The 19,918-nt window shown below is 63.8% G+C and carries 19 protein-coding genes; 6 read left to right on the top strand and 13 right to left on the bottom strand.

Features of this window, described 5'->3' with window-relative positions; all coding sequences use genetic code 11:
* The first annotated feature begins 75 nt into the window (after window positions 1-75).
* From B2527_RS05215 to B2527_RS05205, 3 genes are all read left to right on the top strand, one after another.
* A complete protein-coding gene (locus tag B2527_RS05215; RefSeq protein WP_293706474.1) occupies window positions 76-2,106 on the top strand; it encodes an NADPH-dependent 2,4-dienoyl-CoA reductase in 2,031 nt (676 codons plus the stop codon).
* A 502-nt stretch (window positions 2,107-2,608) separates the two neighbouring features.
* Window positions 2,609-3,073: a cell wall hydrolase gene (locus B2527_RS05210; protein WP_293706473.1), complete on the top strand. Its 465-nt coding sequence runs from the start codon at window positions 2,609-2,611 to the stop codon at window positions 3,071-3,073.
* Between the two features lie 95 nt (window positions 3,074-3,168).
* Window positions 3,169-3,786, top strand: coding sequence for a glutathione S-transferase family protein (locus B2527_RS05205; RefSeq protein ID WP_293706472.1), 618 nt, complete (start codon window positions 3,169-3,171; stop codon window positions 3,784-3,786).
* 78 nt (window positions 3,787-3,864) lie between these two features.
* On the opposite strand, the gene B2527_RS05200 is transcribed toward B2527_RS05205, so the two are convergent.
* The 4 genes from B2527_RS05200 to B2527_RS05185 all read right to left on the bottom strand — a co-directional run bounded on the left by B2527_RS05200 (window position 3,865) and on the right by B2527_RS05185 (window position 8,401).
* Complete coding sequence (locus tag B2527_RS05200) at window positions 3,865-4,920, bottom strand: suppressor of fused domain protein (RefSeq protein WP_293706471.1); 1,056 nt, start codon at window positions 4,918-4,920, stop codon at window positions 3,865-3,867.
* Between the two features lie 95 nt (window positions 4,921-5,015).
* Entirely contained in the window at window positions 5,016-5,495 is a 480-nt protein-coding gene (locus B2527_RS05195) for a hypothetical protein (RefSeq protein ID WP_293706470.1), read from the bottom strand.
* A gap of 141 nt (window positions 5,496-5,636) precedes the next feature.
* On the bottom strand, window positions 5,637-7,517 hold the full coding sequence (gene prpE / locus B2527_RS05190; RefSeq protein ID WP_293706469.1) for a propionate--CoA ligase: 1,881 nt from the start codon (window positions 7,515-7,517) through the stop codon (window positions 5,637-5,639).
* A gap of 266 nt (window positions 7,518-7,783) precedes the next feature.
* Window positions 7,784-8,401: an RluA family pseudouridine synthase gene (locus tag B2527_RS05185; RefSeq protein WP_293706468.1), complete on the bottom strand. Its 618-nt coding sequence runs from the start codon at window positions 8,399-8,401 to the stop codon at window positions 7,784-7,786.
* Between the two features lie 218 nt (window positions 8,402-8,619).
* On the opposite strand from B2527_RS05185, the gene B2527_RS05180 reads away from it, so the two are divergent.
* Complete coding sequence (locus B2527_RS05180; protein ID WP_293706467.1) at window positions 8,620-8,958, top strand: SGNH hydrolase domain-containing protein; 339 nt, start codon at window positions 8,620-8,622, stop codon at window positions 8,956-8,958.
* 82 nt (window positions 8,959-9,040) lie between these two features.
* On the opposite strand, the gene B2527_RS05175 is transcribed toward B2527_RS05180, so the two are convergent.
* The 4 genes from B2527_RS05175 to B2527_RS05160 all read right to left on the bottom strand — a co-directional run bounded on the left by B2527_RS05175 (window position 9,041) and on the right by B2527_RS05160 (window position 13,365).
* The gene (locus tag B2527_RS05175) at window positions 9,041-10,732 is read right to left on the bottom strand and encodes a glycosyltransferase family 39 protein (RefSeq protein WP_293706466.1); all 1,692 of its coding nucleotides are present in this window, start codon (window positions 10,730-10,732) and stop codon (window positions 9,041-9,043) included.
* A gap of 54 nt (window positions 10,733-10,786) precedes the next feature.
* On the bottom strand, window positions 10,787-11,761 hold the full coding sequence (locus tag B2527_RS05170) for a glycosyltransferase family 2 protein (protein WP_293706465.1): 975 nt from the start codon (window positions 11,759-11,761) through the stop codon (window positions 10,787-10,789).
* Window positions 11,762-11,771: 10 nt separating this feature from the next.
* Window positions 11,772-12,758 carry a malate dehydrogenase gene (locus tag B2527_RS05165; RefSeq protein WP_293706464.1) on the bottom strand — a complete coding sequence of 329 codons (987 nt, stop codon included), beginning with the start codon at window positions 12,756-12,758 and terminating at the stop codon, window positions 11,772-11,774.
* A gap of 112 nt (window positions 12,759-12,870) precedes the next feature.
* The gene (locus B2527_RS05160) at window positions 12,871-13,365 is read right to left on the bottom strand and encodes a peptidylprolyl isomerase (RefSeq protein ID WP_293706463.1); all 495 of its coding nucleotides are present in this window, start codon (window positions 13,363-13,365) and stop codon (window positions 12,871-12,873) included.
* A 213-nt stretch (window positions 13,366-13,578) separates the two neighbouring features.
* Here B2527_RS05160 and typA point away from each other — a divergent pair, with 213 nt between their 5' ends.
* Together typA and B2527_RS05150 are read left to right on the top strand one after the other, a co-directional pair.
* Window positions 13,579-15,426 carry a translational GTPase TypA gene (typA, locus tag B2527_RS05155; protein WP_293706462.1) on the top strand — a complete coding sequence of 616 codons (1,848 nt, stop codon included), beginning with the start codon at window positions 13,579-13,581 and terminating at the stop codon, window positions 15,424-15,426.
* A gap of 5 nt (window positions 15,427-15,431) precedes the next feature.
* A complete protein-coding gene (locus B2527_RS05150) occupies window positions 15,432-15,908 on the top strand; it encodes a DUF2127 domain-containing protein (RefSeq protein ID WP_293706461.1) in 477 nt (158 codons plus the stop codon).
* Window positions 15,909-16,223: 315 nt separating this feature from the next.
* Here B2527_RS05150 and B2527_RS05145 read toward each other — a convergent pair whose 3' ends face one another.
* The 5 genes from B2527_RS05145 to B2527_RS05125 all read right to left on the bottom strand — a co-directional run.
* On the bottom strand, window positions 16,224-16,667 hold the full coding sequence (locus tag B2527_RS05145) for an REP-associated tyrosine transposase (RefSeq protein ID WP_293706460.1): 444 nt from the start codon (window positions 16,665-16,667) through the stop codon (window positions 16,224-16,226).
* Window positions 16,668-16,804: 137 nt separating this feature from the next.
* Window positions 16,805-18,172: a class II 3-deoxy-7-phosphoheptulonate synthase gene (locus tag B2527_RS05140; RefSeq protein WP_293706459.1), complete on the bottom strand. Its 1,368-nt coding sequence runs from the start codon at window positions 18,170-18,172 to the stop codon at window positions 16,805-16,807.
* Between the two features lie 28 nt (window positions 18,173-18,200).
* Window positions 18,201-18,716 (bottom strand): disulfide bond formation protein B, encoded by a 516-nt coding sequence (locus B2527_RS05135; RefSeq protein WP_293706458.1) that lies wholly within the window; start codon window positions 18,714-18,716, stop codon window positions 18,201-18,203.
* A 144-nt stretch (window positions 18,717-18,860) separates the two neighbouring features.
* On the bottom strand, window positions 18,861-19,247 hold the full coding sequence (gene rplQ, locus B2527_RS05130) for a 50S ribosomal protein L17 (RefSeq protein ID WP_232150652.1): 387 nt from the start codon (window positions 19,245-19,247) through the stop codon (window positions 18,861-18,863).
* Between the two features lie 194 nt (window positions 19,248-19,441).
* A partial coding sequence (locus B2527_RS05125; RefSeq protein WP_293706457.1) for a DNA-directed RNA polymerase subunit alpha occupies window positions 19,442-19,918 on the bottom strand: 477 nt, incomplete at its 5' end.

The following is a 19,918-nucleotide window of genomic DNA, read 5'->3' as shown; positions in this document are numbered from 1 at the left end:
GCCATGCAAGCCAAGGATTGAGTGGCGGACCATTGCCAGTCAGAATGGGCCATTCCATACGCAAGCGTATCCACCATGACGCCAGCCAACGACACCGCCTATCCGCACCTGTTTGCCCCGCTGGACCTGGGTTTCACCCGGTTGCGCAACCGCATCCTGATGGGCTCGATGCATACCGGGCTGGAAGACCATGCGCGCGACTTCCCCAAGCTGGCGGCGTACTTTGGCGAGCGCGCGGCCGGCGGCGCGGCATTGCTGGTGACTGGCGGCTTCGCTCCCAACGTGGTGGGCTGGCTGACGCCGTTCGGCAGCAAGCTGTCCTGGCCCTGGGAAATCAGCCGCCACCGCCAGGTAACCGCAGCAGTCCACGGCCACGGTGCCAAGATCTGCCTGCAGCTGCTGCATGCCGGCCGCTACGGCTATCACCCATTGCAGGTAGCTCCCTCCAAACGCAAGGCGCCAATCAACCCGTTCACGCCGCGCGCGTTGTCCGCCGGTGGCGTCGAGCGACATATAAGTGATTACGCCCGCGCCGCCAGGTACGCACGTGATGCCGGTTACGACGGCGTCGAGGTGATGGGCTCGGAAGGCTATCTCATCAACGAATTCATAGCCCCGCGCACCAATGGCCGCAGCGATGCCTGGGGTGGTGACGCGGCCAGGCGCATGCGCTTTGCGGTGGAGATCGTGCGCCGCATCCGTGAGGCCTGCGGGCCGGACTTCATCATCATCTACCGCCTGTCGCTGGTGGACCTGGTCGAGGACGGCAGCAACTGGCAGGAGATCGTGCAACAGGCCAAGGCCATCGAAGCGGCCGGCGCCACCCTGCTCAACTCCGGCATCGGCTGGCACGAGGCACGCATCCCCACCATCGCCACCTCGGTGCCGCGGGCGGCCTTTGCCGGCGTCACCGCCAAGCTGAAGCCGCATATCGGCATCCCGTTGATCGCCACCAACCGCATCAACATGCCGGACGTGGCCGAGGGCATCCTGGCCGACGGTGGCGCCGACATGGTGTCGTTGGCGCGGCCCCTGCTGGCCGACCCGCAGTGGCCGGCCAAGGCCAAGGCCGGCAGGCCCGAGGCCATCAACACCTGCATCGCCTGCAACCAGGCCTGCCTGGACCATGTGTTCCAGCAGAAGCGTGCCAGTTGCCTGGTCAACCCGCGCGCTGCCCATGAAACCGAACTGGTCTATGCCGCCACCACCACACCCCGTTCAATTGCCGTGGTCGGCGCCGGGCCGGCCGGCCTGGCCTGTGCCACCGTGGCCGCAGAACGCGGCCATCGGGTGACCCTGTTCGATGCGGCGGACGAGATCGGCGGCCAGTTCAACGTGGCCAAGCGCATCCCGGGCAAGGAAGAGTTCCACGAAACCCTGCGCTACTTCCGCCATAAGCTGGCCGAAACCGGGGTCAGCCTGCAGCTGCAGACCATCGCCGATGTGGACACCCTGGCCGGCTTCGACGAGGTGGTGGTGGCCACCGGCATCAGCCCGCGCAAGGTCGCCTTCCCCGGTGCCGATCATCCGATGGTGGTCAGCTATCTGGATGTGCTGCTGGGCAGGGTCAAGGCCGCGGACAAGGTGGCGATCATCGGTGCCGGCGGCATTGGCTTCGATGTCGGCGAGTTTCTTGTGCATGAAGGCCCCTCCCCGTCGCTGGAGCCGGCCCGCTGGATGGCCGAATGGGGTGTGGATCCCAGCTTCGAGAGCCGTGGCGCACTGGCTGCGCCGCAACCGGAACCCGCTGCACGCAAGGTCTGGCTGCTGCAACGCAGCCCGGGCAAGCCCGGTGCCAGGCTGGGCAAGACCACCGGCTGGATCCACCGCGCCACCCTCAAGGCCAAGGGCGTGAAAATGCTGGGCGGCGTGGAATATCTGGGTGTGGACGACGCCGGGCTGCGTATCCGCCTTGATGGCCAGGAACAGCAGCTGGACGTTGGCACGGTGGTGGTCTGCGCCGGCCAGGAGCCGCGCCGCGAGCTGGCCGACGCCTTGCGCGCTGCCGGCCGCAGCGTGCATGTCATCGGCGGCGCGGATGTCGCCGCCGAGCTGGATGCCAAGCGCGCGATCGACCAGGGCAGCCGCCTGGCCGCCGCCCTCTGAGGCACGTCAGCAGCCTCCATCTGCTCCCGGGTAAGCCCAGTGCGCCCGGGAACGGCGCGTCCGGACGACGGAACGCACCGCATCGAATGCAGGGTGCGCCGCGCTCACCAAGGCGACCATCGATGGCTGCGCCCTCAAAAACGCGTTACAAATCACACTTGCACCTGGCTTGAACCCGCCGCCAGCATGAGCTTGACGCCGCCTTTGGCTGTGTCCGCAAAAAGCTGAATACGCGTACCCGCGGTGAAAAGCACCCCTGCGACAAACCTGAATGTCAAGAAACCCCATTCAGGATGAGTTTTGGGTTGCCCCCCTAACTTGCGCCCACTTCCGCTCACCCACCAGTTCTGGTGAGCAGGCGCAGCCCTCCCCACTCTGATTGAGGGCTGCCCACGGGGCGGCCCCGATGCCACGGCCGCCTCCCCATAACGCCAAGTCGCAGTGTTGTCCGGCTCCTTCAGGGAGGCAGGTCGGCTGCGGCCCACACGGAGCAAGGAGATTTATGAAACTGGCTTGGATTCTCTGGCTGTCGCAGATGTTGCCGCAGCCGGCAGCCGATTCGTTGTGCTTGAGCACGACTGTTTACCTGGAAGCCCGCGACCAGACCCTGCAGGGACAGCAGGCCGTTGCCGAAGTTGCCCTGCGACGCCTCGACAGTGGCCTGTGGGGGGACTCGATGTGCCAGGTGGTGACCGCGCGCAAGCAGTTCGCCCCGACCCTGGTCGCACCGGGCACCCAGCTGCGCAATGACGATGCCTGGGCCGAAGCGGTGGATGTGGCCTTTGCCGCCGAGCGCAACTGGGCCCTGCCCAGCGGCCAGCGCAAGGAAATCGTTCCTGGTGCCAGCCACTTCGCCGCCCACGCCATTGCCAGCCCGAGCTGGCGCAATGCCTACCAGGTGGCCACCATCGGCGGGCACACCTTCTATAAGGTGCAATCGCTGAAGCCGCGCGCTGCCGGTGCCTGAGCCCGGCGCGACCGCAACCGCCTGATACCCGTCACCACACCGCGTAACGCGCTTGTGGGGATAATGCGGGAGTCCCTTCACTCCCGAGGTATCTGATGAAGCTCTACAGCAAACCCGGCGCCTGCTCGCTGGCCGACCATATCGCGCTGATCTGGTCTGGCCTGCCGTTCGAGGTACAGATCGTCGACTACGCGACGATGAAGTCACCCGAGTACCTGAAGATGAACCCGGCCGGTGCAGTGCCGGTGCTGGAAGACGAGGGCTGGGTGCTGACCCAGAACGCGGCCATCCTGCACTACATCTGCGACAAGGCCCCGGCGGCCGGCCTGGAAGGCGGCAGCGACATCCGCGCCCGAGCCGAGGTCAATCGCTGGCTGTCGTTCGTCAACGCCGACCTGCACCCGACCTATTACCCGATCTTCGGCTCGACCAAGTACCTGGAAGACGAGGCGGTCATCGCGCGTACCCAGGAAAACTCGCGGCAGAAGCTGAAGGTGCTGTACCAGCGCATCAACGACCGCCTGGCCGAGGTGGACTGGCTGGGCGGCACGGCGCGCGCTTCCATCGCCGATGCCTACACCTATGTGACCCTGCGTTGGGCCCGCGGCCTGAAGATCGACCTGGCCGGGATGGACGCGCTGGACCGTTTCGAACAGCGCATGCAGTCTGATCCGGCGGTACAGGCGGCACTGAAGGCCGAAGGCCTGGACTGAAGCAACAACCACGCTGCCTGTCTGACGGGCCGCCGCCTGCAACAGCGGCGGCCCCTTGCGTCCGCGGCAGCCGTGTGGTCAGCCGATTTCGCGGATCACCCGGCCCTGACCATCCCGCAGCAGGCTTGGCTGCACCTCGATCTGCAGACGCCCACCAGGCAGCACGTAGACGCCACGCACTGGTCGCAGCTGATCGACCATCGCCTGCAGGCTGGCATCGGACAGCACACAGCGCGCATCATCGGCATCGGCCTGCACGTCATCCACCCGCCCCGGCTCAAAGCGCCATTGACGGTCCTTGCCGATCATTACCAGCGGCTTGTCATGCAACAGCCGCAATGGCAGCAGCTCCAGCACACTGGCCACCTGGGCGGCGCCCAGCACCAGGGCGGTGGTCTGCCCCTCGCTACGCCAGTCCAGGGTTTCCAGCAGCAGCATGCCGGTACTTGAGCCCTCGCGCAGGCTGCCGGCCTGCAGCTGCGCGGCCACGGCCGGATCACGCAGCAGCGAATCGCGTCCCAGCTCGGTGATCCACAGCGGCATGGCCGGTTGCATCACCGCCAATGCGCCCATCGTCGACCAGCGGCGCACAGCGGCCATCTCCTCGTCGGTCAACCCCAGCATCTGCAGAAAGCACAGGCGACCATTGACGGTATCGATCTGCCCCAACTGCGGATCCGGTACGAACGCCAGGTGGCGCAGCTGGGTGGGCTCGTCCAGCGCGATCGGGCCATTGGCATCCAGGTGGTGGCCCGCTTCGAAGACATTGCCACTGCGGAACACATAGCGCGCCAGGTTCTGCAGCAGATCGAGCGGCCACAGCGGCGGCTCGCTGCTGCTGTCCTGCTCAGGCGCGGCGGCCAGCCGGAAGCTCAATTCAAAGCCAAAGCCGCTTTCCTGCGGGTCATCACTCTGCTTGTCATACAACTCGGACAGGCCATAGCTGATGTAGTGCCAATGCGGTCGCGGCGTGGGGTTCCAATAGATGCTGACCCCATCGAGAGGGTCTTCCCCCCCCAGCGTATGCGACAGGCCCGTGCCGTAATGGCGCGGTGCCTGCCCGGGGTAAAGCCGCGCAAGCGCAGCATTGATCGCGTCCCAGCCTGCGGTGCCGGTGTCGTCGTTTGCCGCCATGCCGGCACTCCTGAGGAAACAAGCTGCATGATAGTGCCTGCGCAACACCCTTCAGCGCATTGCGCGGCATCATCGCAACGGTACCTGGACTGTGCTCAGGCCTGCACGAGCGCCCGGGTTTCCTCCAGCCAGCGGCTGGCAAATGCAGGACTCTTGGCCTTGCCCAATGCCGTGGCCAGCTCCGGCCACAACTGCTCAAGCCCCACGGCAGTCTTGCTGCGATCGATCTTGAGCTGGATCAGGTAGCCCTTCAGGCCCAGATGCTTGCGCACCGATTCGGCCATCCAGTCGCGCAGCTGCTGGTAGCGCAGTGGATCATCACCCAACTGGGTGGTCACGGGCAGCACCGGTGCCTTGTCGGCGCTGCCGCCGACGACTTCGATCAGCTGCAATGCCTGCAGCTGCGCCAGCACATCCTTCGGCGCGCGCAACCCCTGTGCCATCTGCTCCAGTTCGCGTGCATCGCGCTGCCCGTCCACCAACAGCAGCACCGAGCGCAACGCAGGTGCCAGCTTCAGACCACGGTTCTCGATCTCCAGCCGGCCAGCGGCCGTCTTGGCATAGATGAATGCCATTCCCCCTCCATTCTTGTGCATCGCAATACGGCCTGGCGCGGATCGCCGGGGCCCCCGCCCCGGCATGGACAACTTCATCCGCGTCCCTGCCGCCCCCCTTGCGACCACCACCGCACTCCCGGCCGATGGCCTGGTGGCGCACTATTTCCCCAGCGCGCGGCGGATTTCCTCCAGTGCGCCCGGGTCGTCGAGTGTCGACAGATCGCCCGGATCACGCCGTTCCGCCAATGCCTGCAGTGACCGCCTCAGCAGCTTACCGGAACGGGTCTTGGGAAGCGCGTTGACAATATGCACCTGCGCCGGGCGCGACACCGCGCCCAGGGAGGCGGTGACCTGCTGCACCATCTCCGCCGCCAGCCGGGCCGCGTCATCGTCCGCACGGGCCTGTTTCAGGGTGACAAACACCAGCGGCACCTGCCCCTTCAACTCGTCGTGCACGCCAATCACCGCGGCCTCGGCAACCCGCGGATGCGAGGAGATGGCCTCCTCGATCTCACGCGTGCCCAGGCGGTGCCCGGCCACATTGATCACGTCATCGGTGCGGCCGAGGATGAAGGTATAGCCATCGTCATCGCGGATGGCCCAGTCCAGCGAGCTGTACAGCAATTCATTGAAGTGGCTGAAATAGCTTTTCAGGAAGCGTTCGTCATCGTTCCAGACCGTGCTCATGCAGCCCGGCGGCAACGGCGGCTGGATCACCAGCACGCCCTTCTGCCCGGCCGGCACTTCAGCGCCGGTCTGCTCATCGATCACCTTCATCCGGTACCCCAGGTTGGGGAAGCCGGGCGAACCGAATTTGACCGACTTCATTTCCAGGCCTGGCAGCAAGGTCAATGCCGGCCAACCGGTTTCGGTCTGCCAATAGTTGTCGATGACGGGTTTGTGCAGCGCGCCGCTTATCCACTGCGCGGTGGGCTCGTCCAGCGGCTCACCGGCCAGGAACAGGTATCTCAGCTCGGACAGATCGTGACGGTCGATGAAGTCCACGTCGTGCTTCTTCAGCACACGTATCGCAGTGGGCGAAGAAAACATGGTGCGCACCCCGTACTGCTCGCACAGCGCCCACCAGATGCCGGCATCGGGATTGGTTGGCAGGCCTTCGTATAACAGCGAGGTGCAGCCACCAATCAATGGCCCATAGACGTTGTAGGAGTGCCCCACCGCCCAGCCTACATCGGAGGTGGAGAACATCACCTGCCCCGGCGCGCAGTCGAACACCGTGCGCATCGACTGCGCCATCGCTACCGCATAGCCGCCGACGTCGCGCTGCACGCCCTTGGGCTTGCCGGTGGTGCCCGAGGTATACAGCAGGTAGCTGGGCTCATTGGACTCCAGCCATTGCACCGGCACCTCGACATCACCGACCTGCGCGCGCAGCTGCGCATAGTCTTCGTCGCGCCCGGCGATGCGCGGCTCGGCTGCATCCAGCCCGCGCGAGACGATCAGCACTTTCGGCGGCGGCGTGCTGGCCTCGGCACAGGCCGCGTCCACCATGGCCTTGTACGGAATCACCTTGCCGCCGCGCATGCCGGCGTCGGCGGCGATCAGCAGCTTGGGCTTTGCGTCGTCGATACGCAGCGCCAGGTTGTGCGCGGCAAAGCCGCCGAACACCACCGAGTGCACCGCACCGATGCGCGCGCAGGCCAGCATCGCGAACACTGCCTCGGCCATGTTCGGCATATAGATGACCACGCGATCACCGCGGCCGACATCGAGCTTGAGCAGCACCGCGGCGAAGGCATTCACTTCGCGGTACAGATCGCGGTATGTCAGTTCGCGGGTGACGTTGGTTTCGGTGGAGATGGCCACCAGCGCCAGCTGCTCGGCGCGCTCGGCCAGGTGGCGGTCCACCGCGTTGTAGCAGAGGTTGGTTTCGCCGCCGACGAACCAGCGACGGAACGGCGGATTGCTGTAATCCAGGATCTGCTGCGGCGGGCGGTGCCAATGAATGGCCTTGGCCTCTTCGGCCCAGAAAGCTTCCGGCTCTTCAATGGAACGGCGGTAGATCTGCTCGTACTGCACGACACCCTCCGGTAACTGCCTGGTTGTGTACCGAGCATAGTCCGGAGCATGGGGTGCGCTCTTTGCGACGATGGTCTTAAGACCAAAGGCGCGGGGGCGGAAAATTGAGGACCAAGGGCCGCCTTTTAGCTGAGACTGCGTGCCAGGAGCTTGCCCTCACCCCAACCCCTCTCCCGCGCGCGGGAGAGGGGCCAGCAATGCGTCGGCTGCCAGTGCACTAGCCCCTGTCCCGTTACGGGGCGAGGGAGTGAGGGCAGCTTCTCGCTTCAAAACGGGCACTCAGAGACAAACTCCAAAGCCACCCCACTCAGCGGATGCGTAAACCCCAAACGCCGCGCATGCAGGCAAACCCGCGCCGCAGGCTGCGCGTCATACATCACGTCGCCCACGATCGGATGACCAATACTGGCCAGGTGCAGCCGCAACTGATGGCTGCGCCCGGTCACCGGTTCCAGTTCAACCCGGGTGGTCTGCGCAGCAGCATCGCGCGCCAGCACCCGCCAACGCGTCAGCGACGGCTTACCCAGTTCAAAGCTCACCATCTGCTTTGGCCGGTTAGGCCAATCACAGATCAGCGGCAGATCAATCTCGCCGGATTCACCTTCAACCAATCCTTGCACCAACGCTTCATAGCGTTTGCTGACCTGGCGCTGCTCAAACTGCTTGGACAAGGCAATCTGCATCGCCTTGCCCCGCGCATACAGCATCAGGCCCGAGGTCACCTGATCCAGACGATGCACCGTCATGACATCCGGATACTGCTGTTGCAGACGCGTGACCAGACAGTCCTTGTTCTGCTCCAACCGCCCGGGTACAGACAACAGCCCGGGCGGCTTTTCCGCCACCAGCAGCGACTGATCAACAAAATGCAAAAAATGGTCCATTCACCATCCAAGATCACCCGCAAGCAGGCTGCAGGTAGCAGCGAAGCAGAATACGCCAGTCACCTGGAGACCGCATGCCCGCTGTACTTGCCTTGCCCTGGCTGCCGGGCGCGGGCTGAATCGCGGTTCTCATTCGCCAACTTCTACCTGCGGCGCATCCTTCGCATCGCACCTGCATATTTTGTCGTCGTGTTGGCAAGCCTCGCGGCGGGCTGTTGATGCTGCCCGCCGACCTGAAACAACTGACGGCCCCGGCCGGCTGGAGTGCCGTTTTGCTAGCCAAGGTCTATTTCTGGCTACGCCCGGATCCGGGTTACGTTGCTACAGACAGCAATCAGTTTCCTGTGCTGCACCTATGGTCGCGGGGTGTTGAGGAACCGTGTTATCTGGGCATCCATGACCTGCTGTGCCGGCGGCGCATCTGCTCTGCCTATCTGAACGGCAAACCGATCCACTTCGACCCCACCCACCTGAGCATGGAAGGCTCCCGGCAACCAGGGGCATACTTCAACAGCCAGGGAGCCCGGATTCCTCCGTCACTTCAGCGGCGCCAGTGATGTACCTAGGCAGAAGACAGAAACGCCGGGCAAGCCCGGCGTTCCTAGGTGGCACTGAACAAAGTGAAGGACATGCATCGGATCAGCGTCGCGCGGTCTCGATCAGGTACATCTTCACCTCCTGGAGATCCAAGGGCGCCGGCGCCTCCTCCGCATCCAGCGGTAGACTTTCAGCCTCTGCAACATCCACTGCAGCTGTTCGTGGCATCCACAACTTGCCACGCAGCATCTGCCGCTTCACTCGGCCATATCTCCCCACCAGGGTGACCTTGAACTCCCCTGCAGCAACCCCTCGCTGCAGGTCTGCCACCCAATGAAACTGGCTGGGCGAACCCATGTAGGCGCCGTGCCCGGCTACGAGAACCGGCAGGCTTGCGGAAGTAATTGGCTGGTAGCCGAAATCCTTCCCCGCCTTGTCCCTGCCAGCGTCAAGAGCTTCAAGCAAACGGTTGCTGCCATCCTCACGCAGCGGCATCAACAGCGCACGACATCGATTGAGGTCGGTCGTCCAACCGCTCTGCACATCGCGGAAAGGAATACCCGGATAGCGCTTGCGGGCATCATTGCGCGCCTGGATGAATGCCTCCTTGGCCTGCGCGCCATAGATCAAGCCACGATCCCGCCGAAGGAGATAAGGCGCACTGAGCAGACATACCAAGGTCACGCCCAATACCATTGCCGGCACCCAGGCCGGCATGATCAGACGTACGTATCTGATCAGGCTTACCCCGAGATGGATGGCAAGAATGGCCGCCGGGAGGACGGAGGGCGCGTAGTAGCGCTGCTGCATCACCGGCAGCAGATAGGTCTTGAGCGAGGCCGAGCCAAAGGTGAAATACAGCAGTGGCCACAACCAGAAAGCCACCAGTGCCGTCCAGGTCAGCGCCTCGGCGCGGGACATCTTCCCCCGCCACCAGCGCGCCACCAGGTGCAACGACGACATGCCGGCCAGAGTGAACAGCAGCGTCGTATGGGTACCCAGTTCAAGCCTGAGGGTGTGCAGGCGATCAAGCACGCCATGGCCCTGCGCTTCAACGAATCCGGCCAGATCGTGCGGGACCAGCAGACTGCCGACACTGGAATACCATTGGCCAGCAACACTCCGGAACAACAGTGCCTCCAGCGCCAGCAGCAACAGAAAACCGCTGCTGGCTACAAGCACATCCCGCAGCAGACGAGCGGCGCCGGCCTTGGCGCCTGCGGCAATCATCATCCCGGCAACGACCGGCATCAGGACGATTCCACTTTCCTTGATCGTGAAGGACATTGCCATTGCCATGCCCAGCAGCAATGCATAGCCCGCCGAACGATGCTGCGCGGTGGACACGGCTTTCATCCACAGACACAGATACAACAGCCCAACCATCAGGAACAGCGTGGAGGAAAGATCGGGCAGCATCGCGCCGGCATACAGGAAGAATACGGGCTGGGCTGCCGCCAGCGCCGCGCTGGCGACCGCGGCCGTGCGCCCCAGAAACTGCCTTGCCAGGCAATAACCTGCCAACCCCAGCACTACGAAAAGAGCGGTGTAAGGAACGATCATCCACTCCAGGCTGCGACCTGCCTGATACAGCAATGAACCCGGCAGCAAGAACATCGCGCGCCGTTCGGCCAGCGAGGCCACCGAGATGGGTTCGCCCAGCGCAACCTTGATGGCACCGATCATGTAGCGGGTGTCGTCGCTGCAGTACAGACCGGTGAAGAAGTAGATGCCCAACAAGGCGTAGAACGCCATCGCCAGAACCGCAAAAGGCGCTTCCAATTTCAGTTTCAACACGTCCCGGGTCTCCCAACCTGCGACAGACGTCGGCAATGCTTGCCGATCGGATCAACGTTTAAAGCGGTGCAGGGCCCGGCGCGGAATCCGGCTGTAATCGAAGGCAAAGAAGCCCTGCAGCAGGACGAAACCAACGATGGCCGCGATGCTCACCACTGCCACCGTACCGGTTGGCGATGCTACCCCACGCATGAAGTTGTGGTACCAGGTCCAACCACCATGGACAAGCGCGAAGGTTATCAATGACATCCCACCCACCAGCTGTACTGATGCCAAGCTGAAATCGCGCAGGAAATACTCGTAGAAAATGCGTTTCAGGAAATTGCGTGCGTGCGAACGCGCGAACCGCGGGATCTCACGCAGGGGATTCAAGCTGGATCGTTCGTCACCGTAGACCGCACGAATAGGCACATCCACCACCACCGCATCCACCAGGTGCAGCCGGAACAACAGGTCGCTCTCGAAAAAGTAGCGCTTCTCGAGCTTGTCCAACTCTACTTCGCGCAGGCAATCGGCATGGATCGCGGTGTAGCCATTGGTTGGATCGAAAATGTGCCAGTAGCCGCTGGACAGCTTGCACAGGAAGGACAACGCCGCATTTCCCAGCAACCTCACCAGCGGCATCGACGCTACATCACGGACATGGAAAAAACGGTTGCCCTTGGTGTAATCGGCCTCATTGGCCAGGATCGGGGCCAGGAACTGCGGGATCAGCGCAGGGTCCATCTGGCCGTCCGCATCCAGTTTCAGGCAGATCTCAGCTCCCAGCTCCAAGGCGCTGCGGTAGCCGGCAACCATCGCACCACCTACACCCTGGTTGCGCTCATTGAAAATGACCCGTACCCGAGGATCGGTGCATTCGGCCTGGACCCGGAGTCCAGTGGACTCCGGGCAGGCATCATCAACCACGATGACGAGGTCCACCCCGTCATCGATCCGGGATATGACTCCCAGGATCGAATCGCGCGCGCGGTATGCCGGAATGACAACGGCGATCTTCGCCTTCGCAACTCGATTTTCTGCCATGGAGACGGACTCAGCCCAGCAGATCGGCCACGCCAGCGCGCTCTTCTTCCAGCTCGCCCAGGGTGATGTCGATGTACTTCTTGGAGAAGTCGTCGATCGGCAGATCCTTGACGATGGTGTACTCGCCGTTCTCGGTGGTTACCGGGAAGCCGAACACCACGCCTTCCGGAATGCCGTAGGAGCCGTCGGACGGCACGCCCATGGTCACCCACTTGCCGTTGCTGCCCAGCACCCAATCATGCACGTGGTCGATGGCGGCATTGGCAGCCGACGCGGCCGAGGACAGGCCACGGGCGGCGATGATGGCCGCGCCACGCTTGCCGACGGTCGGGATGAAGGTGTTGGCGTTCCATTCGTGATCGTTGATCAGCTCGGCCACCTTGGCGCCGCCGGTGGTGGCGAAGCGGTAGTCCGGGTACATGGTCGGGCTGTGGTTGCCCCACACGGTGAAGTGCTCGAAGCTGTCCACGGTCTTGCCGGTCTTGGCAGCCAGCTGGCTCAGGGCGCGGTTGTGGTCCAGACGCAGCATGGCGGTGAAGTTGCGCGGATTCAGGTCCGGCGCCGACTTCATCGCGATGTAGGCGTTGGTGTTGGCCGGGTTGCCGACCACCAGCACCTTCACGTCACGCTTGGCAACGGCGTTCAGGGCCTTGCCCTGCACCGTGAAGATCTTGGCGTTTTCCAGCAGCAGGTCCTTGCGCTCCATGCCCGGGCCGCGCGGGCGCGCGCCAACCAGCAGGGCCACGTCGACGTCCTTGAAGGCCACCAGCGGATCAGCGGTGGTCACCACGCCGGCCAGCAGCGGAAATGCACAGTCTTCCAGTTCCATGACCACGCCCTGCAGGGCGGCCTGGGCCTTCTCATTGTCGATTTCGAGCAGCTGCAGGATGACCGGCTGGTCCTTGCCCAGCATTTCGCCGGAGGCGATGCGGAACAGCAGTGCATAACCGATATTGCCTGCAGCGCCGGTTACGGCAACACGAACGGGTGCTTTCATGGGGGTTTCCTCTGCTAAGAAGCGTTTGTGGGGGTAAAGCCGCGCCGACGCGGGCGCGTCGACCCGGCTGCAATCAGAAACGGCCACCTGTTCAGGTGGCCGTCGGGGTCAATCAGGCGGCGAGGATCTTGTTCCACTCGGCAACGCGGTCGGCCTTGGCAGCCAGCGCGGCGTCGGTATCGCCTTCCAGGGTGATCTTGTTGATGGCGTCGCCCTGCTTGATGGCGTCAACCACGTCCAGGCCTTCCAGCACCTTGCCGAACACGGTGTGCTTGCCGTCCAGCCAGTCGGTCTTGATGTGGGTGATGAAGAACTGGCTGCCATTGGTGTTCGGGCCGGCATTGGCCATGGACAGCACGCCGCGCTCGTGGCGCACGCCGTTCTTGGTCTCGTCTTCGAAACGGTAGCCCGGGCCGCCGCGGCCGGAGCCTTCCGGGCAGCCGCCCTGGATCATGAAGTCGGCAATCACGCGGTGGAAGGCCAGGCCGTCATAGAAGCCATGCTTCACCAGGTTGACGAAGTTGGCCACGGTCAGCGGCGCCTTGTCGGCGAACAGCTCGACCTTGATCAGGCCGCGGGAGGTGTCGAAATTGGCGATCAGGGACATGGGAATCCTTAGTAAAGAAGACGGCTTTCAATAGCCCGATAGTTTACACCCGCCCTCGCCCGCGTCGCTGCCCTCCTGGCCCTCACCTGCCGGGACCACAGCTGAACGGGCGGCGTGACACGCCTGAACGGGAAGTTTTCGCACAAGGCCCACATACCGGTATAATGGCGAACTCATTTTCCCCATTCACGGCACCGGCTGGCCGTCTTTCGCATGTCCATCGAAAATCTTCGCAACATCGCCATCGTCGCCCACGTTGACCATGGCAAGACCACCCTCGTCGACCAGCTGCTCAAGCAGTCCGGCACCCTGTCCGAGCGCACGGTGCTTGCCGAGCGCGTGATGGACAGCAACGACCAGGAAAAGGAACGCGGCATCACCATCCTGGCCAAGAACACGGCCATCACCTGGGAAGACAAGAAGACCGGCACCAAGAACCGGATCAACATCGTCGACACCCCCGGGCACGCCGACTTCGGCGGCGAAGTGGAGCGCGTGCTGTCGATGGTCGACTCGGTGCTGATCCTGGTTGACGCGATGGATGGCCCGATGCCGCAGACCCGCTTCGTCACCCAGAAGGCCTTCGCGATGGGCTTCCGCCCGATCGTCGTGGTCAACAAGGTGGACCGCCCGGGCGCGCGCCCGGAATGGGTCATCGACCAGGTGTTCGACCTGTTCGACAAGCTCGGCGCCACCAATGAGCAGCTCGATTTCCCGATCGTCTACGCCTCGGGCCTGAACGGCTACGCCGGCCTGGAAGACACCGTCCGCGACGGCGACATGACCCCGCTGTACGAAGCGATCATGAAGTACGTGCCGGTGCCGGAAGTCGAGGCCGACGGCCCGTTCCAGATGCGCATCAGCCAGCTGGACTACAACAACTTCGTCGGCGTGATCGGCATTGGCCGCATCCAGCGCGGCAAGGTCAAGAAGAACCAGGCCGTGGCCGTGATCGACCGCGAAGGCAAGAAGCGCCAGGGCAAGGTCCTGCAGGTGCTGGGCTTCATGGGCCTGGAGCGCATCGAGGTCGAGGAAGCCCAGGCCGGCGACATCATCGCCATCTCCGGCATCCAGGAGCTGACCATCTCCGACACCGTCTGCGCCCTGGACACCCCGGAAGCGCTGCCGGCACTGACCGTCGACGAGCCGACCATCTCGATGACCTTCCAGGTCAACAACTCGCCGTTCGCCGGCAACAAGGACCTGTCGGGCGGCAAGTTCCTGACCAGCCGCCAGCTGAAGGAGCGCCTGGAGCGCGAGACCGTGCACAACGTGGCACTGAAGGTGGAGCAGCTTGAGGACGCCGACAAGTTCCTGGTCTCCGGCCGTGGCGAACTGCACCTGTCGGTGCTGATCGAAACCATGCGTCGTGAAGGCTACGAGCTGGCCGTGTCGCGCCCGGAAGTGATCATCAAGGAAATCGACGGCCAGATGATGGAGCCGATCGAACAGCTGGTGGTCGACATCGAAGAGCAGCACCAGGGCGGCGTGATGGAAAAGCTGGGCACCCGCAAGGCCCTGCTGGAGAACATGGAATCGGACGGCAAGGGCCGCGTGCGCCTGGACTTCAAGATTCCGGCGCGTGGCCTGATCGGCTTCCAGAACGAGTTCAAGACCCTGACCCAGGGTTCTGGCCTGCTGTTCCACGTGTTCGACCATTACGGCCCGAAGGAACAGGGCGCCATCGCCAAGCGCCTGAACGGCGTGATGATCGCCAATGCTCCGGGTGCCACCCCGGCCTACTCGCTGGGCCCGCTGCAGGAGCGCGGCAAGCTGTTCGCTGCTGAAGGCGACAACGTGTACGAAGGCCAGCTGATCGGTATCCACTCCAAGGACAACGATCTGACCGTCAACGCCATCAAGACCAAGCCGCTGACCAATATGCGCGCTTCGGGCAAGGACGACGCGATCCAGCTGACCCCGGCCATCAAGTTCTCGCTGGAACAGGCCTTGGACTTCATCGACGACGACGAGCTGGTGGAAATCACCCCGAAGGAAATCCGTCTGCGTAAGAAGTTCCTGACCGAAAGCGACCGCAAGAAGGCGTCGCGCGGCGGCTGATTGTCTTGACCGGCAACACGCCCTACAACCCGGATCCGCACGCGCATCCGGGACTGGCAGCCATCGCGCTGCTGGAAGCGGGAAAGGCCGTCCTGGCCTTTCTTGCTGCGGCCGGCCTGGAAATTTCCGGGCCTGCCCCGCTCCGCAACATCATCAATGCCCTGATCCACCGCGTCGGCGGTGACCCCGAGAACGGCGCGTTCTCCTCGCTGCTGGGCATGATCACCCCCGATACCGTGCACCTGGGTGCGGCCGTGCTGGTCGGCTACGGGTTGCTGCGCGCGCTCGAGGCCTGGGGCCTGTGGCGTGCCAAGGCCTGGGCGTCGTGGCTGGGCTGCATTTCCGCCGCGCTCTACCTGCCGCTGGATTTCTACGCCATCGTCAAACACCCCGGCTGGGCCTCCTGGCTGCTGCTGGCGGTCAACCTGCTGGTGGTCTGGGTTCTGGCCCGCGACCTGGGCAAGCGCCACGGCAAGCGCTGACGCTTCACCTGTAGTGCCGAGCCATGCTCGGAAGGGGCCTGCCCAGAGATCCCGAATGCTTCACCTGTAGTGCCGAGCCATGCTCGGCAGGGGCCTTCCCGGAAATCCCGAATGCTTCACCTGTAGTGCCGAGCCATGCTCGGCACGGGGCCTGCCCAGAAATCCCAAACGCTTCACCTGTAGTGCCGAGCCATGCTCGGCATTGGGCCTTCCCGGCAATCCCAAACACTTCATCTGTAGTGCCGAGCCATGCTCGGCAGGGGCCTCTATTGGTAACGCCTCTTGCCGAGCATGGCTCGGCACTACATCAGCGCATTAGAGCCGCCAACTCCATTTGCACCACGCATAGGGGTAATCCTGCGGTCGTTCGCACAGGCCAGCCCGCACCGGGTTATGCAGCAGATAGTTCGCCACGCCCAGCAATGATTCATCACGCCTGATTGCGTGGTCGTGGTAGCCAGCCTGCCAGATCGAACCCGAAGCACCGATGGATCTTGCCGAGCGCGACTTCAGGCGTTGCAGGCATGCACCCAGCGACCCCGATTGCAACTGCAGTAGCCAATGCAGGTGATCGGGCATAACAACCCAGGCGAGATTGTTGGCTATCCCGGCGATTTCGCAATGACGCAGCGCCTCCATCACCTGCTCGGCGTTCTTGCGATTCGAAAACAGCGGCATTCGCCCCGCCGTCACCGTGGTGATTGAGTAGATGTTGTTGGGCAGCGATACACGCCCGAGGCGCAGTTTTGGGCTGGACATCGCTGCAGCCTGGGGCCGGCAACCGAGAAAACCCGTCGGCACTCCACCGCTTTACCTGTAGTGCCGAGCCATGCTCGGCATGTGTCATTCCCGGTGAGGCCCCTGCCGAGCATGGCTCGGCACTACAGGTATGGCCTTCAGCCTTGCTTGCGGACGATGGCCATGGCGATTTCCAGCGACTGCTCGTAGTTCAGTCGTGGGTCGACGCTGGAACGGTAGGCGCGCTCCAGATCGCGCTCGGTGAGCTCTCGCGCGCCGCCGGTGCACTCGGTGACATCCTCACCGGTCAGCTCCAGGTGCACGCCACCCAGGCGCGTACCGGCCGCGGCATGCAGGTCGAACGACATCTCCACCTCGCTGCGGATGTTGTCGAAGCGACGGGTCTTGTAACCGTTGCTGGTGCTCTCTGTATTGCCATGCATCGCATCGCAGACCCACAACACGCTGCGGCCATCACGCTTGATCGCCTCCAGCAGCGGCGGCAGCTTGTCGGCAATCTGCGCCGCACCCATGCGATGGATGAAGCTCAGGCGGCCCGGCTCGTCGTCCGGGTTCAGCACGTCGATCAGGCGCAACAGCTGATCCGGCTGCACCGACGGCCCGACCTTGATCGCAATCGGGTTGCGCACGCCACGCAGGTATTCCACGTGGGCGCCATCCAGCGCCGCGGTACGCATGCCGATCCACGGGTAGTGCGTGCTGAGGTTGAACCAGCCGCTCTGGCGCGGCACCTGCCGGGTCAGCGCCTGCTCGTAGGGCAGCAGCAAGGCCTCGTGCGAGGTGTAGAAGTCGACCCGGTTGAGGTTGTGCACCTGCGCGCCGGACAAGGTCTCCATGAAGCGCACCGCATCACCGATCGAGGCCACCATCTTCTGGTACTCCTCGGCCAGCGGCGAGCAGCGCATCCAGGCCAGGTTCCAGTACTCGGGATGATGCAGGTCGGCGAAGCCGCCATCAATCAGTGCCCGCACGAAGTTCATCGTCAGCGCCGAGCGCGAATGCGCGGTGATCATCCGCTGCGGGTCCGGCACGCGCGCGGCCTCGGTGAACGCCGGCGCATTGATCACATCGCCGCGATAGCTCGGCAAGGTCACGCCGTCACGGGTTTCGGTATCGGCCGAACGCGGCTTGGCGTACTGGCCGGCAAAGCGCCCCACCCGGATCACCGGCGTGCGCAGGCCGTGCACCAGCACCAGGCTCATCTGCAGCAGCACCTTGAGCCGGTTGGAAATCGTCCCCGATTCGCAGTCGGCGAAGTTCTCCGCGCAGTCACCACCCTGCAGCAGGAAGCGCTTGCCTTCCTGCGCCTCGGCCAGCTGCTGCTTGAGCGCGAAGATCTCCCAGGACGTCACCAGCGGCGGCAGCTGGCGCAGCTCGCCCAACGCCGCCTCCAGCGCCTGCGGATCGGGATAGGTCGGCATCTGCAGCGCAGGCCTGCCTCGCCAGCTGTCCGGCGCCCAGCTGCTGGCGGTGGCGACGGATGACGGGGAAGAGAAAGCGTTCATGCAGATACCAGTTGTCGAGTTCAAAGAGTCAGATCAATCGTTTTTTACGGGTGCGCAGGCCGACATACAGCGCCCAGCCGGCGAGCAGCACGAACCACACCAGGCTCCACATCGGCATGCTCAGGCCGAGAAAGGTCCAATCGATGTTGCCGCAGTCACCGGTGCCGGTCAGCACGGTGCGGAACACCTCGAACGGCCCCATGGTCTCGGCCAGGAAGCTCAGCGGCGGGCCGCAGCTGCTGCCCAGGTCCTTCGGCAGCAATTGCACGTAGACATGGCGCCCGGCGATGCCGGCGCCCACGGCCGCCGCGATCAGGGTCAGCACGCCATAACCGGCGCGGCCACCGCGGCTGGCCGGCCCGTGCAGCGCGCCAAACAGGAACAGCACGCCCACCGATGCGAAGGCAATGCGCTGGTAGATGCACAGCGGGCACGGCTCCAGCCCCATCTGGATCTGCATGTAGATCGCAAAGGCCAGCAGGCCGGCGCAGACCAGAAAGCCCAGCAGGCACTGCGCTCGGAAACTCCAACGCAAGGGGTTCATTGCATCATTCCGGAATAGACAATGCAGCAAGAGTAGCAGGCCGCCCGCGCGCGATCAGCAGTGATCGCAGCTGAAACCAGATAAACAGAAAGCCCGGCAGTGGCCGGGCTTCTGTTGCATCCGTCGATGGATGGAAGTGCGCGATTACTCGGCGACTTCTTCCGCCACAGCGGCCGGACGGTCCACCAGCTCGACGTAGGCCATCGGTGCATTGTCGCCGGCGCGGAAACCGCACTTCAGCAGACGCAGGTAGCCACCCGGACGAGCGGCGTAACGCGGGCCCAGGATGGTGAACAGGTTGCCCACGGCTTCCTTGTCGCGCAGGCGGGCGAACGCCAGACGGCGGTTGGCAACCGAGTCAACCTTGGCCAGGGTGATCAGCGGCTCGGCAACGCGGCGCAGTTCCTTGGCCTTCGGCAGGGTGGTCTTGATCAGCTCGTGCTTGAACAGCGAGGCAGCCATGTTCTTGAACATTGCTTCGCGGTGGGCGCTGGTGCGGCTGAATTTACGGCCAGACTTCTGGTGACGCATGGTGATATTCCTTGATTAATGATGAGACGTTGGACTTCGTTGTCGCCATCCTGGCGTTGTAAGTGGACTGCGGATGGTCCTGGTCGCCCGTCCTGGACGACCGGCATCGCGGTCTTGATCAACCGTCGATGCGGGTACTGCTGAAACAATATTCCCCCGCATGGTCACCCATGCGGGGGAACAGGTGTTGCTTATCAACCAAGCATGCCGTGAGCGGCGACACCGGCCGGCGGCCAGTTCTCCAGCTTCATGCCAAGCGACAGGCCACGCTGGGCCAGCACTTCCTTGATCTCGGTCAGCGACTTCTTGCCGAGGTTCGGGGTCTTGAGCAGCTCCACTTCGGTCTTCTGGATCAGATCACCGATGTAGTAGATGCTCTCGGCCTTCAGGCAGTTGGCCGAACGCACGGTCAGCTCCAGATCGTCGATCGGGCGCAGCAGCACCGGATCCACGCCGTTGTTGGCCGGCTTGGCCGCACCGCGGTCACGGTGGGTGAAATCGCCGAACACCGACAGCTGATCGCTGAGGATGTCAGCCGCGGTGCGGACTGCTTCCTCGGCATCGATCGTGCCGTTGGTTTCGATATCGATGACCAGCTTGTCCAGGTCGGTACGCTGCTCGACGCGAGCGGCTTCCACCGCATAAGCGACGCGGCGGACCGGCGAGAACGA

Source organism: Stenotrophomonas sp. UBA7606 (assembly GCF_002477705.1).
Classification (GTDB): Bacteria; Pseudomonadota; Gammaproteobacteria; order Xanthomonadales; family Xanthomonadaceae; genus Stenotrophomonas.
Note: the sequence above shows the minus strand (reverse complement) of the source record. Positions and strands in the feature narration are given on the sequence as shown.